The 19,536-nt window shown below is 74.5% G+C and carries 17 protein-coding genes; 8 read left to right on the forward strand and 9 right to left on the reverse strand.

Features of this window, described 5'->3' with window-relative positions; all coding sequences use genetic code 11:
• The first annotated feature begins 20 nt into the window (after positions 1–20).
• Genes FB558_RS01395 through FB558_RS01405 form a run of 3 tightly spaced genes read left to right on the forward strand, consistent with a single transcriptional unit; the run spans position 21 to position 4,060 of the window.
• Complete coding sequence (locus FB558_RS01395; RefSeq protein ID WP_142047354.1) at positions 21–332, forward strand: antibiotic biosynthesis monooxygenase family protein; 312 nt, start codon at positions 21–23, stop codon at positions 330–332.
• A gap of 45 nt (positions 333–377) precedes the next feature.
• Positions 378–3,140, forward strand: coding sequence for an alpha/beta fold hydrolase (locus tag FB558_RS01400; RefSeq protein ID WP_142047356.1), 2,763 nt, complete (start codon positions 378–380; stop codon positions 3,138–3,140).
• A complete protein-coding gene (locus FB558_RS01405; protein ID WP_142047358.1) occupies positions 3,137–4,060 on the forward strand; it encodes an ABC transporter permease in 924 nt (307 codons plus the stop codon). Before FB558_RS01400 ends, FB558_RS01405 begins: the two co-directional genes overlap by 4 nt.
• Here the strand turns inward: FB558_RS01405 and FB558_RS01410 are convergent.
• Positions 4,050–4,946, reverse strand: coding sequence for an EamA family transporter (locus FB558_RS01410; protein ID WP_142047360.1), 897 nt, complete (start codon positions 4,944–4,946; stop codon positions 4,050–4,052). The two genes, FB558_RS01405 and FB558_RS01410, sit on opposite strands and share 11 nt — an antisense overlap.
• Positions 4,947–5,017: 71 nt before the next feature.
• Between FB558_RS01410 and FB558_RS01415 the strand changes: the two genes are divergently transcribed.
• Positions 5,018–5,929, forward strand: coding sequence for a LysR family transcriptional regulator (locus FB558_RS01415; protein WP_142047362.1), 912 nt, complete (start codon positions 5,018–5,020; stop codon positions 5,927–5,929).
• Between the two features lie 16 nt (positions 5,930–5,945).
• Here FB558_RS01415 and FB558_RS01420 read toward each other — a convergent pair whose 3' ends face one another.
• The 3 genes from FB558_RS01420 to uvrB all read right to left on the reverse strand — a co-directional run bounded on the left by FB558_RS01420 (position 5,946) and on the right by uvrB (position 9,961).
• Positions 5,946–6,338 (reverse strand): VOC family protein, encoded by a 393-nt coding sequence (locus FB558_RS01420; protein WP_142047364.1) that lies wholly within the window; start codon positions 6,336–6,338, stop codon positions 5,946–5,948.
• 48 nt (positions 6,339–6,386) lie between these two features.
• A complete protein-coding gene (locus tag FB558_RS01425) occupies positions 6,387–7,664 on the reverse strand; it encodes a glycosyltransferase family 87 protein (protein WP_142047366.1) in 1,278 nt (425 codons plus the stop codon).
• Positions 7,665–7,780: 116 nt separating this feature from the next.
• Positions 7,781–9,961 carry an excinuclease ABC subunit UvrB gene (uvrB, locus tag FB558_RS01430; RefSeq protein ID WP_281288545.1) on the reverse strand — a complete coding sequence of 727 codons (2,181 nt, stop codon included), beginning with the start codon at positions 9,959–9,961 and terminating at the stop codon, positions 7,781–7,783.
• An 82-nt stretch (positions 9,962–10,043) separates the two neighbouring features.
• On the opposite strand from uvrB, the gene FB558_RS01435 reads away from it, so the two are divergent.
• Positions 10,044–10,562 carry a ribonuclease FAU-1 family protein gene (locus tag FB558_RS01435; RefSeq protein WP_142047368.1) on the forward strand — a complete coding sequence of 173 codons (519 nt, stop codon included), beginning with the start codon at positions 10,044–10,046 and terminating at the stop codon, positions 10,560–10,562.
• 1 nt (position 10,563) lies between these two features.
• Here FB558_RS01435 and FB558_RS01440 read toward each other — a convergent pair whose 3' ends face one another.
• The 5 genes from FB558_RS01440 to rpsA all read right to left on the reverse strand — a co-directional run bounded on the left by FB558_RS01440 (position 10,564) and on the right by rpsA (position 15,650).
• Complete coding sequence (locus FB558_RS01440; protein ID WP_142047370.1) at positions 10,564–11,277, reverse strand: hypothetical protein; 714 nt, start codon at positions 11,275–11,277, stop codon at positions 10,564–10,566.
• Positions 11,274–12,041, reverse strand: coding sequence for an RNA polymerase sigma factor (locus tag FB558_RS01445; RefSeq protein ID WP_170231149.1), 768 nt, complete (start codon positions 12,039–12,041; stop codon positions 11,274–11,276). Before FB558_RS01445 ends, FB558_RS01440 begins: the two co-directional genes overlap by 4 nt.
• A 100-nt stretch (positions 12,042–12,141) precedes the next feature.
• Positions 12,142–13,317 (reverse strand): dephospho-CoA kinase, encoded by a 1,176-nt coding sequence (coaE, locus tag FB558_RS01450; RefSeq protein WP_142047374.1) that lies wholly within the window; start codon positions 13,315–13,317, stop codon positions 12,142–12,144.
• A gap of 17 nt (positions 13,318–13,334) precedes the next feature.
• Entirely contained in the window at positions 13,335–14,030 is a 696-nt protein-coding gene (locus tag FB558_RS01455; RefSeq protein WP_142047376.1) for a hypothetical protein, read from the reverse strand.
• Positions 14,031–14,177: 147 nt separating this feature from the next.
• On the reverse strand, positions 14,178–15,650 hold the full coding sequence (gene rpsA, locus FB558_RS01460) for a 30S ribosomal protein S1 (protein WP_142047378.1): 1,473 nt from the start codon (positions 15,648–15,650) through the stop codon (positions 14,178–14,180).
• A gap of 194 nt (positions 15,651–15,844) precedes the next feature.
• Between rpsA and FB558_RS01465 the strand changes: the two genes are divergently transcribed.
• The 3 genes from FB558_RS01465 (at position 15,845) to FB558_RS01475 (ending at position 19,477) form a co-directional block, all read left to right on the forward strand.
• On the forward strand, positions 15,845–16,723 hold the full coding sequence (locus tag FB558_RS01465; protein ID WP_142047380.1) for a class I SAM-dependent methyltransferase: 879 nt from the start codon (positions 15,845–15,847) through the stop codon (positions 16,721–16,723).
• A 1,044-nt stretch (positions 16,724–17,767) separates the two neighbouring features.
• A complete protein-coding gene (locus tag FB558_RS01470) occupies positions 17,768–18,892 on the forward strand; it encodes a winged helix DNA-binding domain-containing protein (RefSeq protein WP_170231150.1) in 1,125 nt (374 codons plus the stop codon).
• Between the two features lie 222 nt (positions 18,893–19,114).
• Positions 19,115–19,477, forward strand: coding sequence for a hotdog fold thioesterase (locus tag FB558_RS01475; RefSeq protein ID WP_142053516.1), 363 nt, complete (start codon positions 19,115–19,117; stop codon positions 19,475–19,477).
• Positions 19,478–19,536: the final 59 nt, after the last annotated feature.

Genomic DNA, 19,536 nt, shown 5'->3' on the forward strand with positions numbered 1-19,536 from the left:
ACTCGTGCGAGGATGCCCACATGGTCCTCGAGATCGCCGAGATCACCGTCCTGCCCGGCACCTCCGACGAGTTCGCCGCGGCCGTCCGCGAGGGCATCCGGTACGTCGCCGACACCCCCGGGTTCCGCACGGCGAGGCTCACCCGGTGCATCGAGACGCCCGGGCGGTTCGTGCTGCTGGTCGAATGGGACAGCGTCGAGGCGCACACCGTGGGCTTCCGGGAGTCGGAGAACTTCGAGCGCTGGCGCGGCCACATCGGCCCGTTCCTCGACGGGCAGCCCCGCGTCGAGCACTTCGACGACGTCGCGCTGCCGGGTCCAGCCGGGGGCTGAGAGCGTACTGAGGGGCGCGCCGGGGGTGTCGCCTAACGTCGTCTCGTGCACCCCACCCCGCGCGGCCGGCCGTCCCTCGCGCTGAGCGTCGTGCTCGCGGTGCTGGGCGCGGTCCTGCTGACGGGCGCGGCCGCTCCCGCGGAGGTGCGCGTGGAGGAGCAGCGCGTCACGGTCGCGGGCGGACCGGGCAGCGACGGGCCGGTCGCGCTGGACACCTCGCTCTACCTGCCGGCCACGACGCCCGCCCCCGCGGTGCTGGTCGCGCACGGTTTCGGCGGCAGCAAGGCCTCGGTCGACGCCGACGCCCGCGACCTGGCGGCGCGCGGTTTCGTCGTCCTCACGTGGTCGGCCCGCGGTTTCGGCACGAGCACGGGCCGCATCGCGCTGAACTCCCCCGACCACGAGGTCGCCGACGCCCGCGCGCTCGTGGACCTGCTCGCCGCGCGCCCGGACGTCACGCAGGACGCGCCCGGCGACCCGCTCGTCGGGATCACCGGCGGCTCCTACGGCGGCGCGGTGTCACTGCTGCTCGCCGGGCACGACCCGCGCGTCGACGCGCTGGCCCCGGTGATCGCCTGGAACGACCTGGGCCAGGCCCTGTTCCCCAACGCGGCCGCCGCGACGCCGCCGCCTGCCGACACGCCGGCGCACGGGATCTCCGCGCCGGACGGGGTGTTCAAGAGCGGTTGGGCGGGGATCCTGTTCTCCGCGGCCGCGGGGCCACCGTCCGGCGAGCCGGGCGCGGCCGCTCCGCCCGGCGGCGAGCCTCCGATCACCTGTGGTCGGTTCACGGCCGAGATCTGCGCCGCCTACGCCGAGGCCGCCGGCACCGGGCGGCTCTCCCCCGCCACCGCGGAGCTGCTGCGCCGCTCGTCCCCGGCCTCCGTCGCCGATCGGATCACCGCGCCGACGCTGCTGGTGCAGGGCGAGCAGGACACCTTGTTCGGGCTCGACCAGGCCGACGCCACCGCGCGCCAGATCGCCGGGGCGGGCGGCCGGGTGAAGGTCGAGTGGTTCGCCGGCGGGCACGACGGCGCCGCGCCGGGCGCGGCGGTCCGGGAGAGCATCGGCGAGTGGTTCGCGTTCCACCTCGCCGGTGACGGCGACGACCCCGGCACCGGCTTCACCTACGAGGTGCCCAGCGGCGTGCGCGCCGGCGCGAGCACCCCGACCAGCCGCACCCTGAACGCGCCCGCGTACCCGGGGCTGCCCGGCACGGCGCCGCTGCTCAGCACGCCGCTTGCGCTCGACGGCGCGCCGCAGACCGTCGTGCACCCGGCGGGTGGCACGCCTGCGGCGATCACGTCGCTGCCCGGGATCGGCTCGGCCCTCGGCGCGGTGGCGGGCCGGCTCTCGGCGGCCGCGGCGGACCTCCCGGGGCAGTCGGCGACGTTCGCCACGCACCCGCTGGAGGCGTCGCTGGTCGTGGCCGGTTCCTCCCGCGTGCAGGTCACGGTGTCGCGGGTGCCGGGCCAGCCGGCTCCGGCGGAGGCGGTGCTGTTCGCCCGGCTCGTCGAGGTCTCCCCCGACGGCCCGCGCACCCTGCTCGGCGGGGCGGTGGCGCCGCTGCGCGTGCCGGTGCCCGCCGACGGCACGCCGGTGACCGTCACGGTCGCGCTGCCCGGTGTGGTGGCGCCCGTCGAGTCCGGCAACAGCCTCGCGGTCTCGGTCGCCACCACCGACCAGGCCTTCACCGGCGGCGTCGAGCCCGCCGCCTGGCGCGTCGGGGTGACGGGCGGGCTCACGGTGCCCGTCGTGCCCGCCGCGACCGACATCACCCGCACGGTGCCGCTCGGCGCGCTCGCCGGGATCGCCGCGGCGCTGGCCGTCGCGCTGCTCGCCTGGCTGGGAGCCCGCTGGTACGGAGGGCGGGCCGGGGCGCCCACCGCGGCCGCCGACGGCCCGCCGCTGGTGATCCGCGACCTCGCCAAGACCTACGCGGGCGGCTTCAGCGCCGTCAAGGGCGTCTCGTTCACGGTGGAGAAGGGCATGGTGCTCGGCCTGCTGGGGCCCAACGGCGCCGGCAAGACCACCGTCCTGCGCATGCTCATGGGCCTGGTGCGCCCGACCGCCGGCACGATCACCGCGTTCGGGGCGCCGGTCGGGCCCGGGGCACCGGTGCTGGCCCGGATCGGGGCGTTCGTGGAGGGCCCCGGGTTCCTCCCGCACCTGTCCGGTGCGGAGAACCTGCGCCTGTACTGGGAGGCGACCGGGCGCCCCGCCGCCGAGGCGCACCTCGAGGAGGCGCTGGAGATCGCCGGGCTCGGCGGGTCGCTGCAGCGCCGGACCGGCACCTACAGCCAGGGCATGCGCCAGCGCCTGGCCATCGCGCAGGCGATGCTCGGGCTACCGGACCTGCTGGTGCTCGACGAGCCGACCAACGGCCTCGACCCGCCGCAGATCTCCGCGATGCGCGAGGTCCTGCGCCGCTACGCCGCGCGCGGCCGGACGGTCCTGGTCTCCAGCCACCTGCTCGCCGAGGTGGAGCAGACCTGCTCGCACGTCGTCGTCATGCACCGCGGCGAGGTCGTCGCCGACGGCTCCGTCGCCGAGATCATCGCCGGCCGCGGCGCGGCCACGTTCACCGTGGACGCGCCGGAGCGCGCCGCGTCGGTGCTGGCCGACCTCGCCGGGGTCCGCTCGGTGGAGGTCGCCGACGGCGCCGTGCACGCCGAGCTGAACGGCACCCCGCGCGCCGACGCCGTGCGGGCGCTGGTGACGGCCGGCGTGGACGTCACCGCGGCGGGTCCGCGGCGTCGCCTCGAGGACGCGTTCCTGCAGCTGGTGGGAGAGGACAGGACGCCGTGAACGACGAGCCGTCGCCCTACGGCGACCCGCCGACGCCGGACGCGGAGCACCCGGCACCCGCCCGCACGCGGCCCCCCGCCTCAGCGACCCGGCGCCAGTACCGCCCCGAACGGACGCTCCCGCTGCGGGTGGAGCTGGAGCGCCAGCTGCGGCGACGCCGCACCCAGGTGGTGTTCGCGCTGGTGGCGCTGCTGCCGGTGCTGCTGTGGCTGGCGTTCGAGCTGGCCCCGGACGGCCCGGACTCCAGCTCGCTCAGCCTCGTCGACCTCGCCACCGGCAGCGGCGTGAACTTCGCGGTGTTCGCGCTGTTCGCGTCGGCGTCGTTCCTGCTGGTGGTGGTCGTGGCGCTGTTCTTCGGCGACACGGTCGCCGCGGAGGCGTCCTGGTCGAGCCTGCGCTACCTGCTCGCCGCGCCGGTGCCCCGGGCCCGGCTGCTGCGCCAGAAGGCCCTGGTGGCGGCGCTGCTGTCGGTGGCGGCGCTGCTCCTGCTGCCGATCGTGGCGCTGGTGGTGGGCACCCTGGCCTACGGCGCGGATGATCTCGTCAGCCCGGCGGGGGTGTCGATCGACTACGCGCCCGCCGTGGCCCGGGTCCTGGCCGGCGCCGTGTACACCGCCGTGCACCTGAGCTGGGTGGCGGCGCTGGCGATGCTGCTGTCGGTGTCGACCGACGCCCCGCTCGGCGCGGTGGGCGGCGCGGTGCTGGCGTCGATCGTGTCGCAGATCCTCGACCAGATCACCGCGCTCGAGGGGCTGCGCGACTTCCTGCCCACCCACTTCGGCGACGCGTGGGCCGGACTGCTGGGCGAGACCGTCGACTGGGGCGACATGACCCGCGGTGTGCTCTCCGCCCTGACCTACGCGCTGGTGCTGGGGGCGGCTGCGGTCTGGCGCTTCCAGCGCAAGGACATCACGAGCTGACCCGAGGGGCTACCGCCACCGGGGCCGGGCGGGGCGTGCCGAGCAGCACCCCGCCGACGATGACGGCCGCGGCCACCAGCTCCACCGCGCTCGGCCGCTCCCCCAGCACGCCGGCGGCCAGCGCGATCCCGACCACCGGCACGAGCAGCGAGTACGGCGCCACGACGCCCGCCGGGTAGCGGCGCATCAGCCACACCCAGATCCCCGATCCGACCACGGTGGCGAGCACCGCCGTGTACCCGATCGCGGCGACGCCGGGGAGCCCTTCCGGGGTGACCGCGGCCCGCAGCGCGTCCCAGCCGGCCGCCGGGCCCTCCCACACCCAGGACATCAGGAGCAACGGCACCGGCGGCACGACCGACATCCACAACGTCAGGTGCAGCGGGTTCGGCGCCGCCGCGAGCCGGCTCGCCAGGTTCCCGAACGCCCAGCCGAGCGCGCCGAGCAGCGTCAGCAGCACCGGCAGCACGGCGGCCACCTGCGCCCGCGACACCGCGATCGCGGCGAGGCCCACCACCGCGATCGCGATCCCCATCCCCTGGCGCGGCGCGAGCCGCTCGCGCAGCAGCAGCGCGCCGAGCAGCACCGTGAACGGCGCCGAGGCCTGCAGCACCAGGGACGCGAGACCCGTCGGCATCCCGATGTCCATCGCGATGAACAGGAAGACGAACTGGACGGTCCCGAACCCGATGCCGAAGCCGAGCAGCCACCGCAACCGCACCTGCGGGCGCGGCACGAGCAGCACGGTGGGCACCGCGATCACGGCGAACCGCAACGCGGCCATGAACAGCGGCGGGAAGTGCTCCAGCCCGACGTGGATGGCGAGGAAGTTCGCCCCCCAGAGGAGTGCGACGAAGCAGGCCAGCAGGCGGTCGCGCGTGGTCACGACGCCACTCTGCGCGCGGCCGTCTCCGCAGACCAGCGAAAAGATCTGAATCGACTGTTTAGGCTGTCTTCATGGATGTCCAGCGCCTGCGGGTCCTGCGGGAGCTCGCGGACCGCGGCTCGGTCACCGCGGTGGCGGCCGCGCTCTCGTTCACCCCTTCCGCGATCTCGCAGCAGCTCAAGGCGCTGGCCGAGGAGGTCGGGCTGCCGCTCACCGAGCCCGCGGGGCGCGGCCTGCGGCTCACCGACGCCGGGCGCGCACTCGTGGCCGAGGCCGAGGACGTGCTCGCGGCACTGGCCCGCGCCGAGGCCGCCGTCGAACGGCTGCGGACCGCGCCCTGCGGGCAGGTGCGGGTGGCGCTGTTCCCGTCCGGGGCGCGGATGCTGCTGCCGGGGCTGCTGCGCAGGCTCGGCGACCAGCCCGGGCTCGACGTGCAGTGCCGGGACGTCGACATGACCCCGGCCGACGTCCCCGTGCTGGCCGCCGACTTCGACCTCGTCGTCAGCCACCGCGACGAGACCGCCCCAGAGATGCCCGGTGACCGCTGGCGGGTCGTGCCGCTGCTGCGCGAGCCGCTCGACGTGGCGCTGCCCCCGGGTCACCGGCTCACCCGGCGTCGGCGGCTGCGGCTCGACGAGCTCGCCGACGAGGAGTGGATCAGCGTCGGGGTGGGCTGGCCCGTCGACGACGTGCTGCGGTCGCTGGCGCTCGCCACCGGTGCGAGCCCGCGGATCGTGCAGCGCATCAACGACTTCTCGGTCACCGAGGAGCTCGTCGCCGCCGGGCACGGCATCGCGCTCCTGCCCCGCTACTCCACCGACGACCGCGGCGGCCGCCGCCTCGTCCGTCGCCCGCTCGCGGGTGTGCGCGCCGGGCGCCTGGTGGAGGCGGTGCTGCGGACGAGCACGGCCGAGCGCCCGGCCGTGGCCGCGGTGCTCGACGCGCTGCGCGCCGAGGCGGACGCCGTCGTCGCGCGCGGCTGAGCAGGCGACGGGGCCGTCACTGCAGGCAGAACTCGTTGCCCTCGGGGTCGGTGAGCACCATCCACCAGCCGCTCTCCTCCTGCATCTCCTGCACGACGGTGGCGCCGGCTGCGACGAGCTGCGCGACGTGCGCCCGGACGGCACCCCGCCGGTCGGTGGCGCCGTGCCCGGCGTTGACGTCGAGGTGGACGCGGTTCTTGAGGGTCTTGGGCTCCGGAACGCGCTGGAACAGCAGCCGCGGACCGATGCCGGTGGGGTCGATGATCGCGGCGTACTGCTCCTCGCCGGAGGCGCGCACGACGTACCCCGCCCGGGGTGGCTGCACCACGTACCCGAGCGCGACCGCCCAGAACGCGGCGAGCCGGCCGGGGTCACGGGCGTCGACGGTGATCTGGAGTGGAATCGCCATGGCACGCAGTCTCCCGCGCCTCGCCGCCCCCGCAGTAGGCCTGGTGATCTACCGCGCGTGCCGGGGCCAGGAGCGGCGCGCCAGCCACAGCAGCCCGATCAGCAGCACCGTGAACCAGACGTAGGTGCTGTCCACCAACTGCTGCAGCGGTGTCCACGTGAGCTCCTGCTCGCCGCCACGGGGGTGCACGTGCTGGTGCGGTGCGATCACGAACACCGCGGCCATCGCCAGCGTGGCCACCGTCCATGCGGTCGAGCGCTTCGCCCACGCGGTGGCCGCGGCCACCAGGAGCGCGGGCGCCACCCACACCCAGTGGTGCGACCAGGACGTCGGGGAGACGAGCAGCGCGACGCCCGCGAGCGTGACGAGGGCGAGCGGTGCGGGCGCGCGCCGGATCGCGGGTGCGGCCAGCGCCAGCAGCCCGATCGACAGCAGCAGCCACAGGGCCGTGCGCAGCGGCCCGTCGAGCCCCGCGCGCACCAGGACCGCTTCGAAGGTCTGGTTGGTGAAGAACGGCGACCCGCTGACGCCTCCCGCGGGGTCCGACCAGAAGGTCCACGAGGGGCCGGGCGCCGCGACCAGCCCGATGCCCGTGGCCAGGATCCCCGCGATCACCGCCGTGCCGGCCGCCCGGTAGTCGCGGCGCAGCAGGAAGAAGAGCACGAAAGCCGCGGGGGTCAGCTTGATCGCGGCCGCGATGCCGATGAGCATGCCGCGCGGCCACCGCGGGTGCGGCGCGAGGCAGTCGAGGGCGACCAGCGCCATGAGCACGAGGTTGATCTGGCCGAACTCGATCGTCTGCAGCACGGGTTCCAGCCCGAGCGCCGGACGGCCCTCGAGGGGCACGTCGAAGTCGACGGCCTTACCGGGCTCGACCGCCAGCGCCAGCGGCAGCGCCAGCGAGGCCACCGACAGCGCACCGCCCCATCCGCCGGACGGCCACAGCCTCCGTGCGACCACGTACAGCGTGGCGCCCAGCGACAACGTCGAGAGCCCGAGCAGCGCGACCCACGCGACCACCCACGGCACGACGGCCAGCGGAACCATCAGCAGCGCCGCGAACGGCGGGTAGATGAACGGCAGCGTGATGTGGCCGGACGTCTCGGGCAGGGAGCCGTACATGTCCTGGCCGGAGAGCCAGGCCTGGACGCCGAACCGGTAGACCTCGAGGTCGATGTGCCGGCCGCCGGTGTGCGCGACGAGACCGGCGAGGACGAGGGCCAGGAGCGGGACGGTGACCGGCAGGACGCGGGAGGGCGTGCGGAGCAACTGGAGCAGCCGCTGCTCGGCCGGCGTGCGCGCCGTCGACGCGCCGGCAACCGTCACGCTGTCCCCTCCTCCGCTGTGCCCACCCGGTCGTGGTCCCCCGCCACCGTAGCCCGGCCGTGACCTTCGCGGCCGCCCCACCCCTGCGGCCCGGGCTCGCCGGACCAGCGCCCGGATCAGCGGACGCCGGCGGCGTCCATCCCCCGCAGCTCCTTCTTGAGGTCGGCGATCTCGTCGCGCAGCCGGGCGGCGAGCTCGAACTGCAGGTCGCGGGCCGCGGCGAGCATCTGGTCGGACAGCTGCTGGACGAGGTCGGCCAGCTCGGCGCGGGGCATGTTCGCGGTGTCGCGGCCGGCGACGATGCCGGAGCTGGCCGCCGGCGCGCGGCCCGGCTCGCCCGCGGCGCGCTTTCCGCGGGACTGGTTGCGCCCGGAGCCGCCGACCGGGACGTCCTCGGCCTCGCGGTAGACCTGGTCGAGGATGTCGGCGATCTTCTTGCGGAGCGGCTGCGGGTCGAGCCCGTGGGCCTCGTTGTAGGCGATCTGCTTGGCGCGGCGCCGGTCGGTCTCGTCGATGGCGTACTGCATCGAGTCGGTGACCTTGTCGGCGTACATGTGCACCTCGCCGGACACGTTGCGGGCCGCGCGCCCGATCGTCTGGATCAGCGAGGTGCCCGAGCGGAGGAAGCCCTCCTTGTCGGCGTCGAGGATGGCGACGAGCGACACCTCCGGCAGGTCGAGGCCCTCGCGGAGCAGGTTGATGCCCACGAGCACGTCGAACTCCCCGAGCCGCAGCTGGCGCAGCAGCTCGACGCGGCGCAGCGTGTCGACCTCGGAGTGCAGGTAGCGCACCCGGATCCCGAGCTCGAGCAGGTAGTCGGTGAGGTCCTCGGCCATCTTCTTGGTGAGCGTGGTGACCAGCACGCGCTCGTCGCGGTCGCTGCGCTCGCGGATCTCGTGCACGAGGTCGTCGATCTGGCCCTTGGTCGGCTTGACGACGATCTTCGGGTCGACGAGGCCGGTGGGCCGGATGACCTGCTCGACGAACTCGCCCCCGGTGCGGGACAGCTCGTACGGACCGGGGGTGGCCGACAGGTACACCGTCTGCCCGATGCGGTCGGCGAACTCCTCCCAGGTGAGCGGGCGGTTGTCGACGGCCGACGGCAGGCGGAACCCGAACTCGACCAGGTTGCGCTTGCGCGACATGTCGCCCTCGTACATGCCGCCGATCTGCGGGACGGTCTGGTGGGACTCGTCGATGACCAGCAGGAAGTCGTCGGGGAAGTAGTCGATGAGCGTGGCGGGGGCCGAGCCGGGGCCGCGGCCGTCGATGTGGCGCGAGTAGTTCTCGATGCCCGAGCAGAAGCCGACCTGCCGGATCATCTCGATGTCGTACTGCGTGCGCATGCGCAGCCGCTGGGCCTCGAGCATCTTGCCCTGGCGCTCGAACTCGGCCAGCCGCTCCTCCAGCTCGGCCTCGATCTGCCGGACGGCCTTCTCCATCCGCTCCGGTCCGGCGACGTAGTGGGTGGCCGGGAAGATGCGCACCTCGTCGACCTGGCGGATGACGTCGCCGGTGAGCGGGTGCAGGTAGTACAGCGACTCGATCTCGTCGCCGAAGAACTCGATGCGGACCGCGAGCTCCTCGTAGGCCGGGATGATCTCGACGGTGTCGCCTCGCACGCGGAAGGTGCCGCGGTTGAACGCGAGGTCGTTGCGCGTGTACTGCACGTCGACCAGCGCGCGCAGCAGCGCGTCGCGCTCCACGGTGCCGCCGACCTCGAGGGTGACCGAGCGGTCGAGGTAGGACTGCGGCGTGCCGAGGCCGTAGATGCAGGACACCGACGCGACCACCACGACGTCGCGGCGCGACAGCAGGTTGCTCGTGGCCGAGTGGCGCAGCCGCTCGACGTCCTCGTTGATCGAGGAGTCCTTCTCGATGTAGGTGTCGGTCTGCGCGATGTACGCCTCGGGCTGGTAGTAGTCGTAGTACGAGACGAAGTACTCGACCGCGTTGTTGGGCAGCATCTCGCGCAGCTCGTTGGCCAGCTGCGCCGCGAGGGTCTTGTTCGGCGCCATCACGAGGGTGGGCCGCTGCACGCGCTCGATCAGCCACGCCGTGGTGGCCGACTTGCCCGTGCCGGTGGCCCCGAGCAGCACGACGTCCTGCTCGCCCGCGGTGATCCGCCGCTCCAGCTCCTCGATGGCCGCCGGCTGGTCGCCCGCGGGCTGGTACGGGCTGACGACCTCGAAGCGGCCGCCCGTGCGGGGGATCTCCCCGACGGGACGGAACTCCGAGTGCGCCACCGGCACCTCCGGGACGGCGGCGCTGCCGGGAACCTCAGTTGCGAAAGCCACGCGTCCAGGGTACGAGCCCGCACCGACAAGTCCGGGGCCAACTCCGGGCGGGCACGGCCCCGGGCTGGCAGCATCGGCTCCCGTGCACCCGCCGAAGATCGCGACCTTCGACGTCCCGGCCCGCGTCAACACCGACACCAAGGGCATCGACCGCACCGTGGACGAGTACCGGGAGACCCCGTTCGGGCTGTACATGAGCCGCGCGATGGTCGGCCGTCCCTCGGCGCACTGGGTGCAGTGCTGGCTCCTGCCCGAGCTGGGGCTGTGCGTCACCGACTGGTGGTGGAACCCCGGGCACGCCCGCGACCAGGACTTCTACCTCGACGTCTGCGACATCCGCCGCGACGGCCACCGCTGGGTGCTCACCGACCACTACCTCGACGTGGTCGTGCGCAACCGCCGCGACGCCCGCGTGATCGACGTGGACGAGTTCGTGGCCGCGGTGGCCACGGGCGTGCTGGCCCCGGCCGCGGCCGAGGCGGCGATGCACACCGCGTACCACGCCGTGGACGGCCTGGCCTCCCACGGCCACGACCTGGACGCCTGGCTCGCGACGCTGGGCATCGCGTTGACGTGGAAGGAGCGCCCCGCCGCGGGCTGAGTCAGGCGACGGTGCCGCGCGAGGTCGACGTCTCCGCGGACGAGCTGGGCGACCCGCTGGCCGAGGGCTCGGGCTCCTCCGTCTCGTCCGAGGGCTCCGGCTCGCTCGTCGGGTCCGGCTCGTCGGAGGGCTCCGGGTCCTTCGGGGGCTCGCTGGTGTGGTCGTCCTCGGTCGGCCTCGTCGACGGCTTGTCGTCGTTGTCGTCGTTGTCCTGGCCGCCCTCGGTGCCGGTCGGCTTCGGCTTCCTGGTCGTGGTGCTCGTCGGCGGCCCGGGTGCCGGCGGCGGCGGGACCACGACCGGCGGGGGTGGGAGCTGTGCGTTCCCGGCCGGAGGCGGCACCTCGACACGCTCGTTGCGCGGCTGCTCCGGCTCCACCGGCGGCGCCTCCTCGACCGGGAGCGGCGCCTCCTCGAGCTCCGAGCTCGACGCGGACGGCTGCTCGACCGGCCGGAGCCGCTCGGACGGAGCGGCGCCGGGAGAGATGGACGCCGCAGTGCCGACCTCGGGCACCGGGGGCGCCGTGAGCTGGGCGATCGCCGTGGTGGCGCCGAGGGCACCGACCGTGAGCACCGCGGCGGCCGCGGCCGTGTTGGCGCGGCTCAACGAGCTGGCACGGCGGATCACGGTGTCCACCGAGGGCAGCGTGACCGCCGCCGAGAGCTCGTCGTCGAGCCTGCGCAGCTCGTCCGTGACCCGCTCGAAGCCGTCCGTCACCGGCGTTCTCCCTCGTCGTCGCGGTCGTCGGCCCCGCAGCCCTCCGCGTGGTCGTCCCCGTACCCGTTGCGATGGCCCTCGGCGGCCCCGTAGGCACCCGAGCCCGGGCCGTCGAGACCGTAGCCCTCCGCGTAACCCCCGCGGGAGGCGTCGTAGCCGGAGCCGCCGTCGTCGCGGTCCTCGTACCCGGGGTCGCCCGAGGACTCCCCGGCCAGCACGTCCTGCAGCACGTCGGCCATACCCTCGGTGACGACGTGCCGGGCACGCGAGAGCCGGGCCTGCACGAGCGTCACCGACGCCTGCTCGATCGCCGCGATCTCCTCCAGGGAGGAGTCGGCCATGTGGAACAGCACGACGGCGCGCCGCTCCGCGGGCGAGAGCCTGCCGAGGGCGGCCAGCAGGGCGCGGGTGCGCGCGTCGGCGCCGGTGCCGATCGGCCGGCGGCGGCGGGAGAACCAGCGCCGCCAGCTCCGGATCGTGGACCGGACGGCCACGCGGCGGATCCACGCGCTCGGGTCGGGCGTGCGGCCGATCGCCACCCAGCTGCGCCAGGCCCGCGAGTAGGCGTCCTGCACGACGTCGTGCGCCTCGCCCGGGTCGAGCGTGATCGCGTACAGCTGGGCGACGAGGCGCTGGTAGTTGGCCTCGAGGTGCGCACCGAAGTCGACCCGCAGCTCGGCGGGCGTGGCGCCGAAGGTCCGGCGCACCTCGTCGTCGCGCAGGGCGTCGTCGGGTTCCGCGCGATGGTCCACCGCTGCGCTCACCCTCCAGCCCTCCCCGACCGCTGTCCACTCGCTCGAACGGAGATCGCTCTGTCCCCCCATCGCGGGACTACTCCGGTCCGTTACCGGTTGTATCGTCCGTTCAGTCCAACGACGGGACCCACGCGGAAGTTGCGGCCCATGCGTCGGCACGGGGCCGCGCCGCATCACACCACGACTCCCACGCACTCGCCCATCGGGCCACGTCGAGGTCGTCGGCGCAGCGTGCCGGCGCATCGCGCGCGACGCCGAGGTACTCCTCCCGGGCGACGGCGTCGGCCCGCAGCCAGTCCCGGAGCAGCAGCGCGTAGCGCCATCCGGGGGTACCGACCTCGCGGACGTGGACGCGGACGGCGCGCTCGGGGTCGGCCGCTCCGTGCAGCCGCTGCGGCCACTCGGAGGAGCCGGGCGGGTCGGGGTGCCTCGGGAAGCCCGCGTCCTGCAGCGCGTCGCGCACCGCGTCGGCGTCGGCGGGCGAGCCGACGCCGAGCTGCAGGTCGATGACGTCCGCCGCGGGCAGGCCGGGCACCGCCGTGGGGCCGGTGTGCGCCACGCCGCGACCCCGGTCCCCCGCCGCCGCCGCGACGCGGGCCCGCAACCGCGCGGCCTGGGCGGCCCAGGTCGGGTCCGGCGCGGCGGACCGGGGCGCGCCCGCGGAGGCGACCCGCCGCTCCCGCAGGTTCGCCTCGAACGGCACGAGCCGCCGCTCCCAGAGCTCGTCCACCGCGGCGTCGAGGTCGCCGGGGCCGCCGCTGTTGTCCAGCCAGACGTCCGCGGCCGCACGCCGCGCGGCGTCGTCGGACTGGGCGGCGATGCGCGCGCGGGCGTCCGCCTCGGGCATGCCGCGCAGGTGCACCAGCCGGCGCACGCGCTCCTCCGCCTCCGCGTGCACGACCACGACCAGCGGGAACAGCGGAGCCATCCCGTTCTCGACGAGGAGCGGGACGTCCTGCACGACCACGGCGTCCGCCGCAGCGGTGGCGATCAGCTCGTCGGACCGGGCGCGGACCCGGGGGTGCACGATCGCGTTGAGCCGCTCGCGGGCGGCCGGGTCGCCGAACACCACGGCCGCCAGCGCCGGGCGGTCCAGGGCGCCCGCGGCGTCGACGACCCCGTCGCCGAACGCGGCGACCACCTCGGCCAGCCCGTCCGTGCCGGGGGCGACGACCTCCCGGGCGAGCGCGTCCGAGTCGACGAGCACCGCGCCGCGCGCCACGAGGCGGCGCGCGACCGTCGACTTGCCCGAACCGATCCCCCCGGTGAGCCCCACCCGCAGCACGGCGCCACGCTACGGGATCACCGGGCGGCACCCGCCTGGGGCACCGGTTCCGGCAGCCCCGTCGGGACGTTGACGGTGACCGCCGGCAGGATCCGCAACGCGAGGTCGACGAGCACGTCGCGCGGGCTGCGGTCGCCCGGGAGCGGCTGCTCCGGGAGCACGAGGCTGACGTTGCTGGTGGCGTGGGCGACCATCAGCACGGCCTCGTCGCCCTTCTCGAACAGGGAGGCGAAGGCCGAGCCGAGCGGCACCTCACTGCGCTGACCCGACTCGGCGTCGGTGTTGACGCGCCACTGCGCCGCAGCCGCGTCGGCGTCGCGGTAGGCGGTGGCGTTGATGACCAGCAGCGAGCGGCTGGGCCCGCCGTTGCGGTTGTACGAGCAGGTGACGCGCTCGGTGCGCCCCACACTGGGCTGCGCCACACCGATCGTGGTGCGCAGCTTCACCGACCCGAGCGGGAGCCCCAGCAACGCCTCCAGGTCGCCGGCGGCGAGGATCTCCCCGCAGTCGTCGGGGACGACGTCGCCGGGGTCGGCCGAGTCGGCCGACGGGCCGCCGTCGGCGGCAGGCACCGGGAACGTCGGCACCGCGGTGGGCTCCTCGGACGAGGATCCGCACGCGGCGAGCACGACGGTCAGGACGAACCCGAGTACGACGACCCGGAACGCCCGCGCGGCGTGCGGGACGACGACGTGACCTCCCGCCCTGCGCATGGCTCCACGGTAGATCCGAACGGGGCCGATATCACCCGACGCGCCCGGCCCCTCACCGAACCGTGACAATCCTTCCTCCGGACGCCGGACGGCCCCGGCGACCAGTGGTCACCGGGGCCGTCGGATCGATCAGCGCAGGGTTGCTGCTCAGGCTCCGCCGGACAGCTTCTCCCGCAGCGCGGCCAGCTGCTCGTCGCTGGCGAGCGAGCCGCCGGTCTGCGCCGGGGCCGCCTCCCCACCGGACGAGTAGTTGGCGCCACCGCCACCGTCGGCAGCCGCCTCGGCCTCGGCCTCGGCGGTCTTGCGGATCTGCGCGATGTGCTGCTCGTAGCGGGCGTGCGCCTCGGCGTACTGCTTCTCCCACGCCTCGCGCTGGGCGTCGTACCCCTCCTGCCACTCGCCGGTCTCGGCGTCGAAGCCCTCGGGGTAGATGTAGTTGCCCTGGTCGTCGTACTCGGCGGCCATGCCGTAGCGCGTGGGGTCGAACTCGGTGTCGACCGTCATGCCCTCGTTGGCCTGCTTGAGCGACAGCGAGATGCGGCGCCGGTCGAGATCGATGTCGATGACCTTGACCATGCAGTCGTCGCCGACCTGCACGACCTGCTCCGGGATCTCCACGTGGCGCTCGGCCAGCTCGGAGATGTGCACCAGGCCCTCGATGCCCTCCTCGACGCGCACGAACGCACCGAACGGGACGAGCTTGGTGACCTTGCCCGGCACGATCTGGCCGATCGCGTGGGTGCGGGCGTACAGGCGCCACGGGTCTTCCTGCGTGGCCTTGAGGGACAGCGAGACGCGCTCGCGGTCCATCTCGACCGACAGCACCTCGACCGTGACCTCCTGGCCGACCTCGACGACCTCGCTCGGGTGGTCGATGTGCTTCCAGGACAGCTCGGAGACGTGCACCAGGCCGTCGACCCCGCCCAGGTCGACGAACGCACCGAAGTTGACCACCGAGGACACGACGCCCTTGCGGACCTGGCCCTGCTTGAGCTGGTTGAGGAACTCGCTGCGGACCTCGGACTGGGTCTGCTCCAGCCAGGCGCGGCGCGACAGGACCACGTTGTTGCGGTTCTTGTCCAGCTCGATGATCTTGGCCTCGATCTTGCGGCCGACGTACGGCTGCAGGTCGCGCACGCGGCGCATCTCGACCAGCGAGGCCGGGAGGAAGCCGCGGAGCCCGATGTCGAGGATCAGGCCGCCCTTGACGACCTCGATGACGGTGCCCTCGACCGGCTCGTCGGCCTCCTTGAGGGCCTCGATCGTGCCCCAGGCGCGCTCGTACTGGGCGCGCTTCTTGGACAGGATCAGCCGGCCCTCCTTGTCCTCCTTCTGGAGGACGAGGGCCTCGACGAACTCACCGACCGACACGACCTCCGCCGGGTCGACGTCGTGCTTGATCGAGAGCTCCCGCGAGGGGATGACACCCTCGGTCTTGTAACCGATGTCGAGCAGGACCTCGTCGCGGTCGACCTTGACGATGGTGCCCTCGACGATGTCGCCATCGTTGAAGTACTTGATCGTCTGATCGATGGCGGCGAGGAAGTCCTCCTCCGACCCGATGTCGTTGACGGCGACCTGCGGCGTGGTGGTCGGGGCGGCGGTGGTGTCGGTGGACATGTAGTGGGGTGCTCCGGTGATGGATGGATTGGTGGTGCTGGCCAGGTGGTGTACGTCTTGTGACGTGGTGCTGTCACCCTTGCTCGTGATCGTGGAGTGCAACGCGATGCGTGGTCGGATCGAAGCGCGCGACGTACCCGCGACGTGGACCACACCGCGGGTACCATGCTACGCGCGGCCCGATCAGCAGGGCAATGCGGGTACCCCCTTCCCAACTGCGAGGATGCCGCGGTGATTCCCCGGTGAACGAGATCGCGAGCGCCGAGGAGCGGCTGGGTACCGCGGGGGTGGCGCGCCGGGCCGTGGACGGGGCCGAGTCGCAGCGCGCGAGCCGGCTGTGGTGGGACGCCGACGCCGACGACTACCTGGCAGAACACGGGCCCGACATCGGCGACGCCGACTTCGTCTGGTGCCCCGAGGGCCTGCGCGAGGCCGACGCCCGCCTGCTCGGCGACGTGCGCGGCCGGCGGGTGCTGGAGGTCGGCTCCGGCTCGGCGCCCTGCGCCCGGTGGCTGCGCACCCAGGGCGCGCACCCGGTGGCGCTCGACCTGTCCGGGGCGATGCTCCGCCACGCCGCCGCGCTCGGCACCGCCACCGGGCTGCCGGTCCCGCTCGTGCAGGCCGGCGCCGAGCGCCTGCCGTTCGGCGACGCGGCGTTCGACGTCGCCTGCTCCGCGTTCGGCGCCGTCCCGTTCGTGGCCGAGCCGGAGCGGGTCATGCGCGAGGTCGCCCGCGTGCTGCGCCCCGGCGGCCGCTGGGTCTTCGCCGTGAACCACCCCATGCGGTGGATGTTCTCCGACGACCCGGGCCCCGACGGCCTCACCGTCCAGCAGTCCTACTTCGACCGCACCCCGTACGTCGAGGTCGACGCGGCGGGCCGCGCCACCTACGTCGAGCACCACCGCACCCTCGGCGACCGCGTCCGCGACGTCGTCGCCGCCGGCCTGGTCCTCGACGACGTCGTGGAGCCGGAGTGGCCGGAGGGCCGGGAGACGGTGTGGGGCCAGTGGTCGCCGCTGCGCGGCGCCCTCTTCCCCGGCACCGCGATCTTCGTGACGCACAAGCCCCGCTAGAGCGGCGTCCACCGACGTTCACGCGGTCGGGCGGCGGCCGATTCCGGTGCTCAGCCCACGCACTCCGCCGACGCCCCCGTCGACGGGTGGCGCGGGCTCGATCGGGGTGCGTGCGAGGACACGGGGTGCGCGAGCACCGCGGCCGCCTTCCCGGGGGTTCCTGCCCCGTGGCGCGGGTTGCGGTGGGCGGGCCGTTCCCGGCTCGAGGCGAACTGCCCCGCCCCGCGCCGAGCCGTCACTCGCAGTCGACCCGGCGCCGTGTCCGCCCCCGGTGTCGACGGTGGCCCTGTTGGCAGAACTACCGGGTGACGTGGTCGCTCTGGCGGCCGTCCCCGACCGGGCCCAGGCCGGTTCACGACGAGCCCGTCCCCGCCGGGTGCCACTCATCCGGCTGTGGTGCCGTCGCCAACCCCATCGACACGATCTTGATCAATGAAGCAGGGACCCGAGCCGCACCCCTGCAGCACATGTCCCGTTTCCGCCGGCCAAGGGCGCCTGGACGGGCATCGGGCCGCACCGATGATCACCAGGACCGGGTGGAACGGGACCACCGCCAGGTGCGCACGCACCCAGCAGGTACGTTCTCGCCCGGAACAGGCCTGGGCCATGTCGGGGACGGCCGCCCGGCCGACCACAATATTCGGTACTTGGCCCAACCCGGCCACCTCGCCGACCGGCGGGGGCAGGGGAACCGGCCGACTGCGCCGAGCACACGGGCCGAGGCGGAAGGCCGTGGCCTCGAGCCGGGAACGGCCCGCCCACTGGGAATTCCCTGACCGTATCGACGCCATGGGTCTGAACCCGCGGCCGAAGACTCATGACGTCGACCGGGTCCGCACGGGCGCGTTCCGCGGAACGCGCGAACGGCCATGATCGGCGGAAGCGATCACCCCGGCGAGAAGCACATGAGCGCGGTCGCGAGGACCCTGACGTGCGGCTCGCGGCGCCGCAGGACCAAACGGCGACCGTCTGCGGCGGACCCTCCGACTGCGCCGTGGCGCCGTGGTGCGGTGCGGTGTCGGTGCGGCGTGGTGGGATCGACGCGTGCGAGTGACGTGGCGGCAGGTGGTGCGGTGGCGGGCGCGGCGGCAGCTGCTGGTCGAGCCCGCGGCGGACGCGCTCGCCGTGGCCCGGCGGGTGTGCGGGCTGCACGCGCAGGTGGCGTCGTGCGCGCCCCTGATCGCCGGCGTCCGCAGCGCCGCTCCGCCCGACCTCCAGGCGGCGCTCTGGGAGCGGCGGTCGCTCGTGCGCACCTGGGCGATGCGCGGCACGCTGCACCTGCTGCCGGCCGACGAGCTCGACCTGTGGGTCGGCGCGCTCACCGACAAGGAGTCGCGCCGCCGCTTCCCGCCGTCGTGGGAGCGCGAGCACGGCGTCACCGGGGCGCAGCTGCACGCGATCACCGACGCCGTCGGCGAGGTACTCGGCGAGGAGCCGCTCACCCGCGCCGAGCTGGCCGCGGCGATCGGTGCGCGGCTCGGCGACCCGGCGCTCGTCGCCCCGCTCTCCACGGGCTGGGGCGCGCTGCTCAAGCCGGCCGCCGCCCGCGGGCTGCTCTGCTCGGGCCCCGCGGCGGACGGCGCGGTCACCTTCGTCGGTCCGGCCGCCTGGCTCGGGCGGCCGCTGCGACCGGTCGACGCCGCCGAGGCCGACCGGGAGGTGCTGCTGCGCTTCCTCGCCGCCAACGGACCCGCCACCCCGGCCGACGTCGCCCGCTGGTGGGGTGAGCAGCCCGGCCCGGCGCGGCGCTGGGTCCGGGAGCACGCCGACGCGCTCACCCAGGTGGAGATCGACGGGGAGCCCGGGTTCGTCGTGCGGGCCGCGGACGCGGAGGAACTGGCCGCCACCCCGGACGCTCCGGCGGGCGAGGTCGTGCTGCTGCCCGGCTTCGACCCCTGGGTGATCGCCCCGCGCTCCCACCGCGACCGGGCGATCCCGGCGGGCCGCGCCGGCGAGGTGTCGCGCACAGCGGGCTGGATCTCCCCCGTCCTGGTCGTCGACGGCGCCGTGGCCGGGGTGTGGGAGCACGACGTCAGGGGCGACGACCTGCTGGTCACCGTCCGTCCGTTCGCCCCGCTCCCCGCGCAGGTGCGGGAGGCCGCGCACGTCCACGTCGCGCGCTACGCCGCCCTCCTCGGCGCCGCAACGGTCCGGGTCGACTGGCGCTGAGCCCTCCCGCACGGCCCATGATCCGTCCGGGATCGCGCCCATCGCCCTCGCCGGGGCGCAACCGTCGATCTCGGATCGGTCGATCGTTCCGACATCGCGCTGATCATGCCGGTGAACCGCCGGTCGCGCGGGTCGCGGGCGCGGGTGCCATAGGGTGCCCGGGTGCCGATCGATCCCGCCGACCTGCCCGTCCAGGACCGCCCCGAGCAGCTCGCCGCGCGCATGGGCGTCGAGCTGGTGAAGCTCGGGCTCGACGAGGTCGTCGGCACGATGCCGGTGGCGGGCAACCGGCAGCCGTTCGGCCTGCTGCACGGCGGGGCCAACGCGGTGCTCGCCGAGACGCTCGGCTCGACGCTGTCGGCCCTGCACGCCCTGCCCGACCGGTTCCCGGTGGGCCTCGAGCTCGCGTGCACCCACCACCGCTCGGCCACCGAGGGCGTCGTCACCGGGGTGGCGCGCCCGATCCACGTCGGACGCAGCACGTCGACCACCGAGATCGTCATCACCGACGCCGAGGGCAGGCGCACCTGCACGGCGAAGCTCACCTGCCTCCACCGCGACACGGAGCCGCGCCCCCGCGGCTGACGCTCGCACACCGACTCCGACGCTCGGACACCGACTGCAGTCGGTGTGTGAGCGCCGGA

It is taken from the genome of Pseudonocardia kunmingensis (assembly GCF_006716445.1).
GTDB lineage: Bacteria > Actinomycetota > Actinomycetes > Mycobacteriales > Pseudonocardiaceae > Pseudonocardia > Pseudonocardia kunmingensis.

What these genes read in the sequence shown, in the direction of transcription:
- FB558_RS01395 (WP_142047354.1), top strand. Translation starts at nt 21, where the DNA reads ATGGTCCTCGAGATCGCCGAGATCACCGTCCTGCCCGGCACCTCCGAC.
- FB558_RS01415 (WP_142047362.1), top strand. Translation starts at nt 5,018, where the DNA reads ATGGATGTCCAGCGCCTGCGGGTCCTGCGGGAGCTCGCGGACCGCGGC.
- FB558_RS01420 (WP_142047364.1), bottom strand. Translation starts at nt 6,338, where the DNA reads ATGGCGATTCCACTCCAGATCACCGTCGACGCCCGTGACCCCGGCCGG.
- FB558_RS01455 (WP_142047376.1), bottom strand. Translation starts at nt 14,030, where the DNA reads ATGCGCAGGGCGGGAGGTCACGTCGTCGTCCCGCACGCCGCGCGGGCG.
- rpsA (WP_142047378.1), bottom strand. Translation starts at nt 15,650, where the DNA reads ATGTCCACCGACACCACCGCCGCCCCGACCACCACGCCGCAGGTCGCC.
- FB558_RS01465 (WP_142047380.1), top strand. Translation starts at nt 15,845, where the DNA reads ATGCGGGTACCCCCTTCCCAACTGCGAGGATGCCGCGGTGATTCCCCG.
- FB558_RS01475 (WP_142053516.1), top strand. Translation starts at nt 19,115, where the DNA reads ATGGGCGTCGAGCTGGTGAAGCTCGGGCTCGACGAGGTCGTCGGCACG.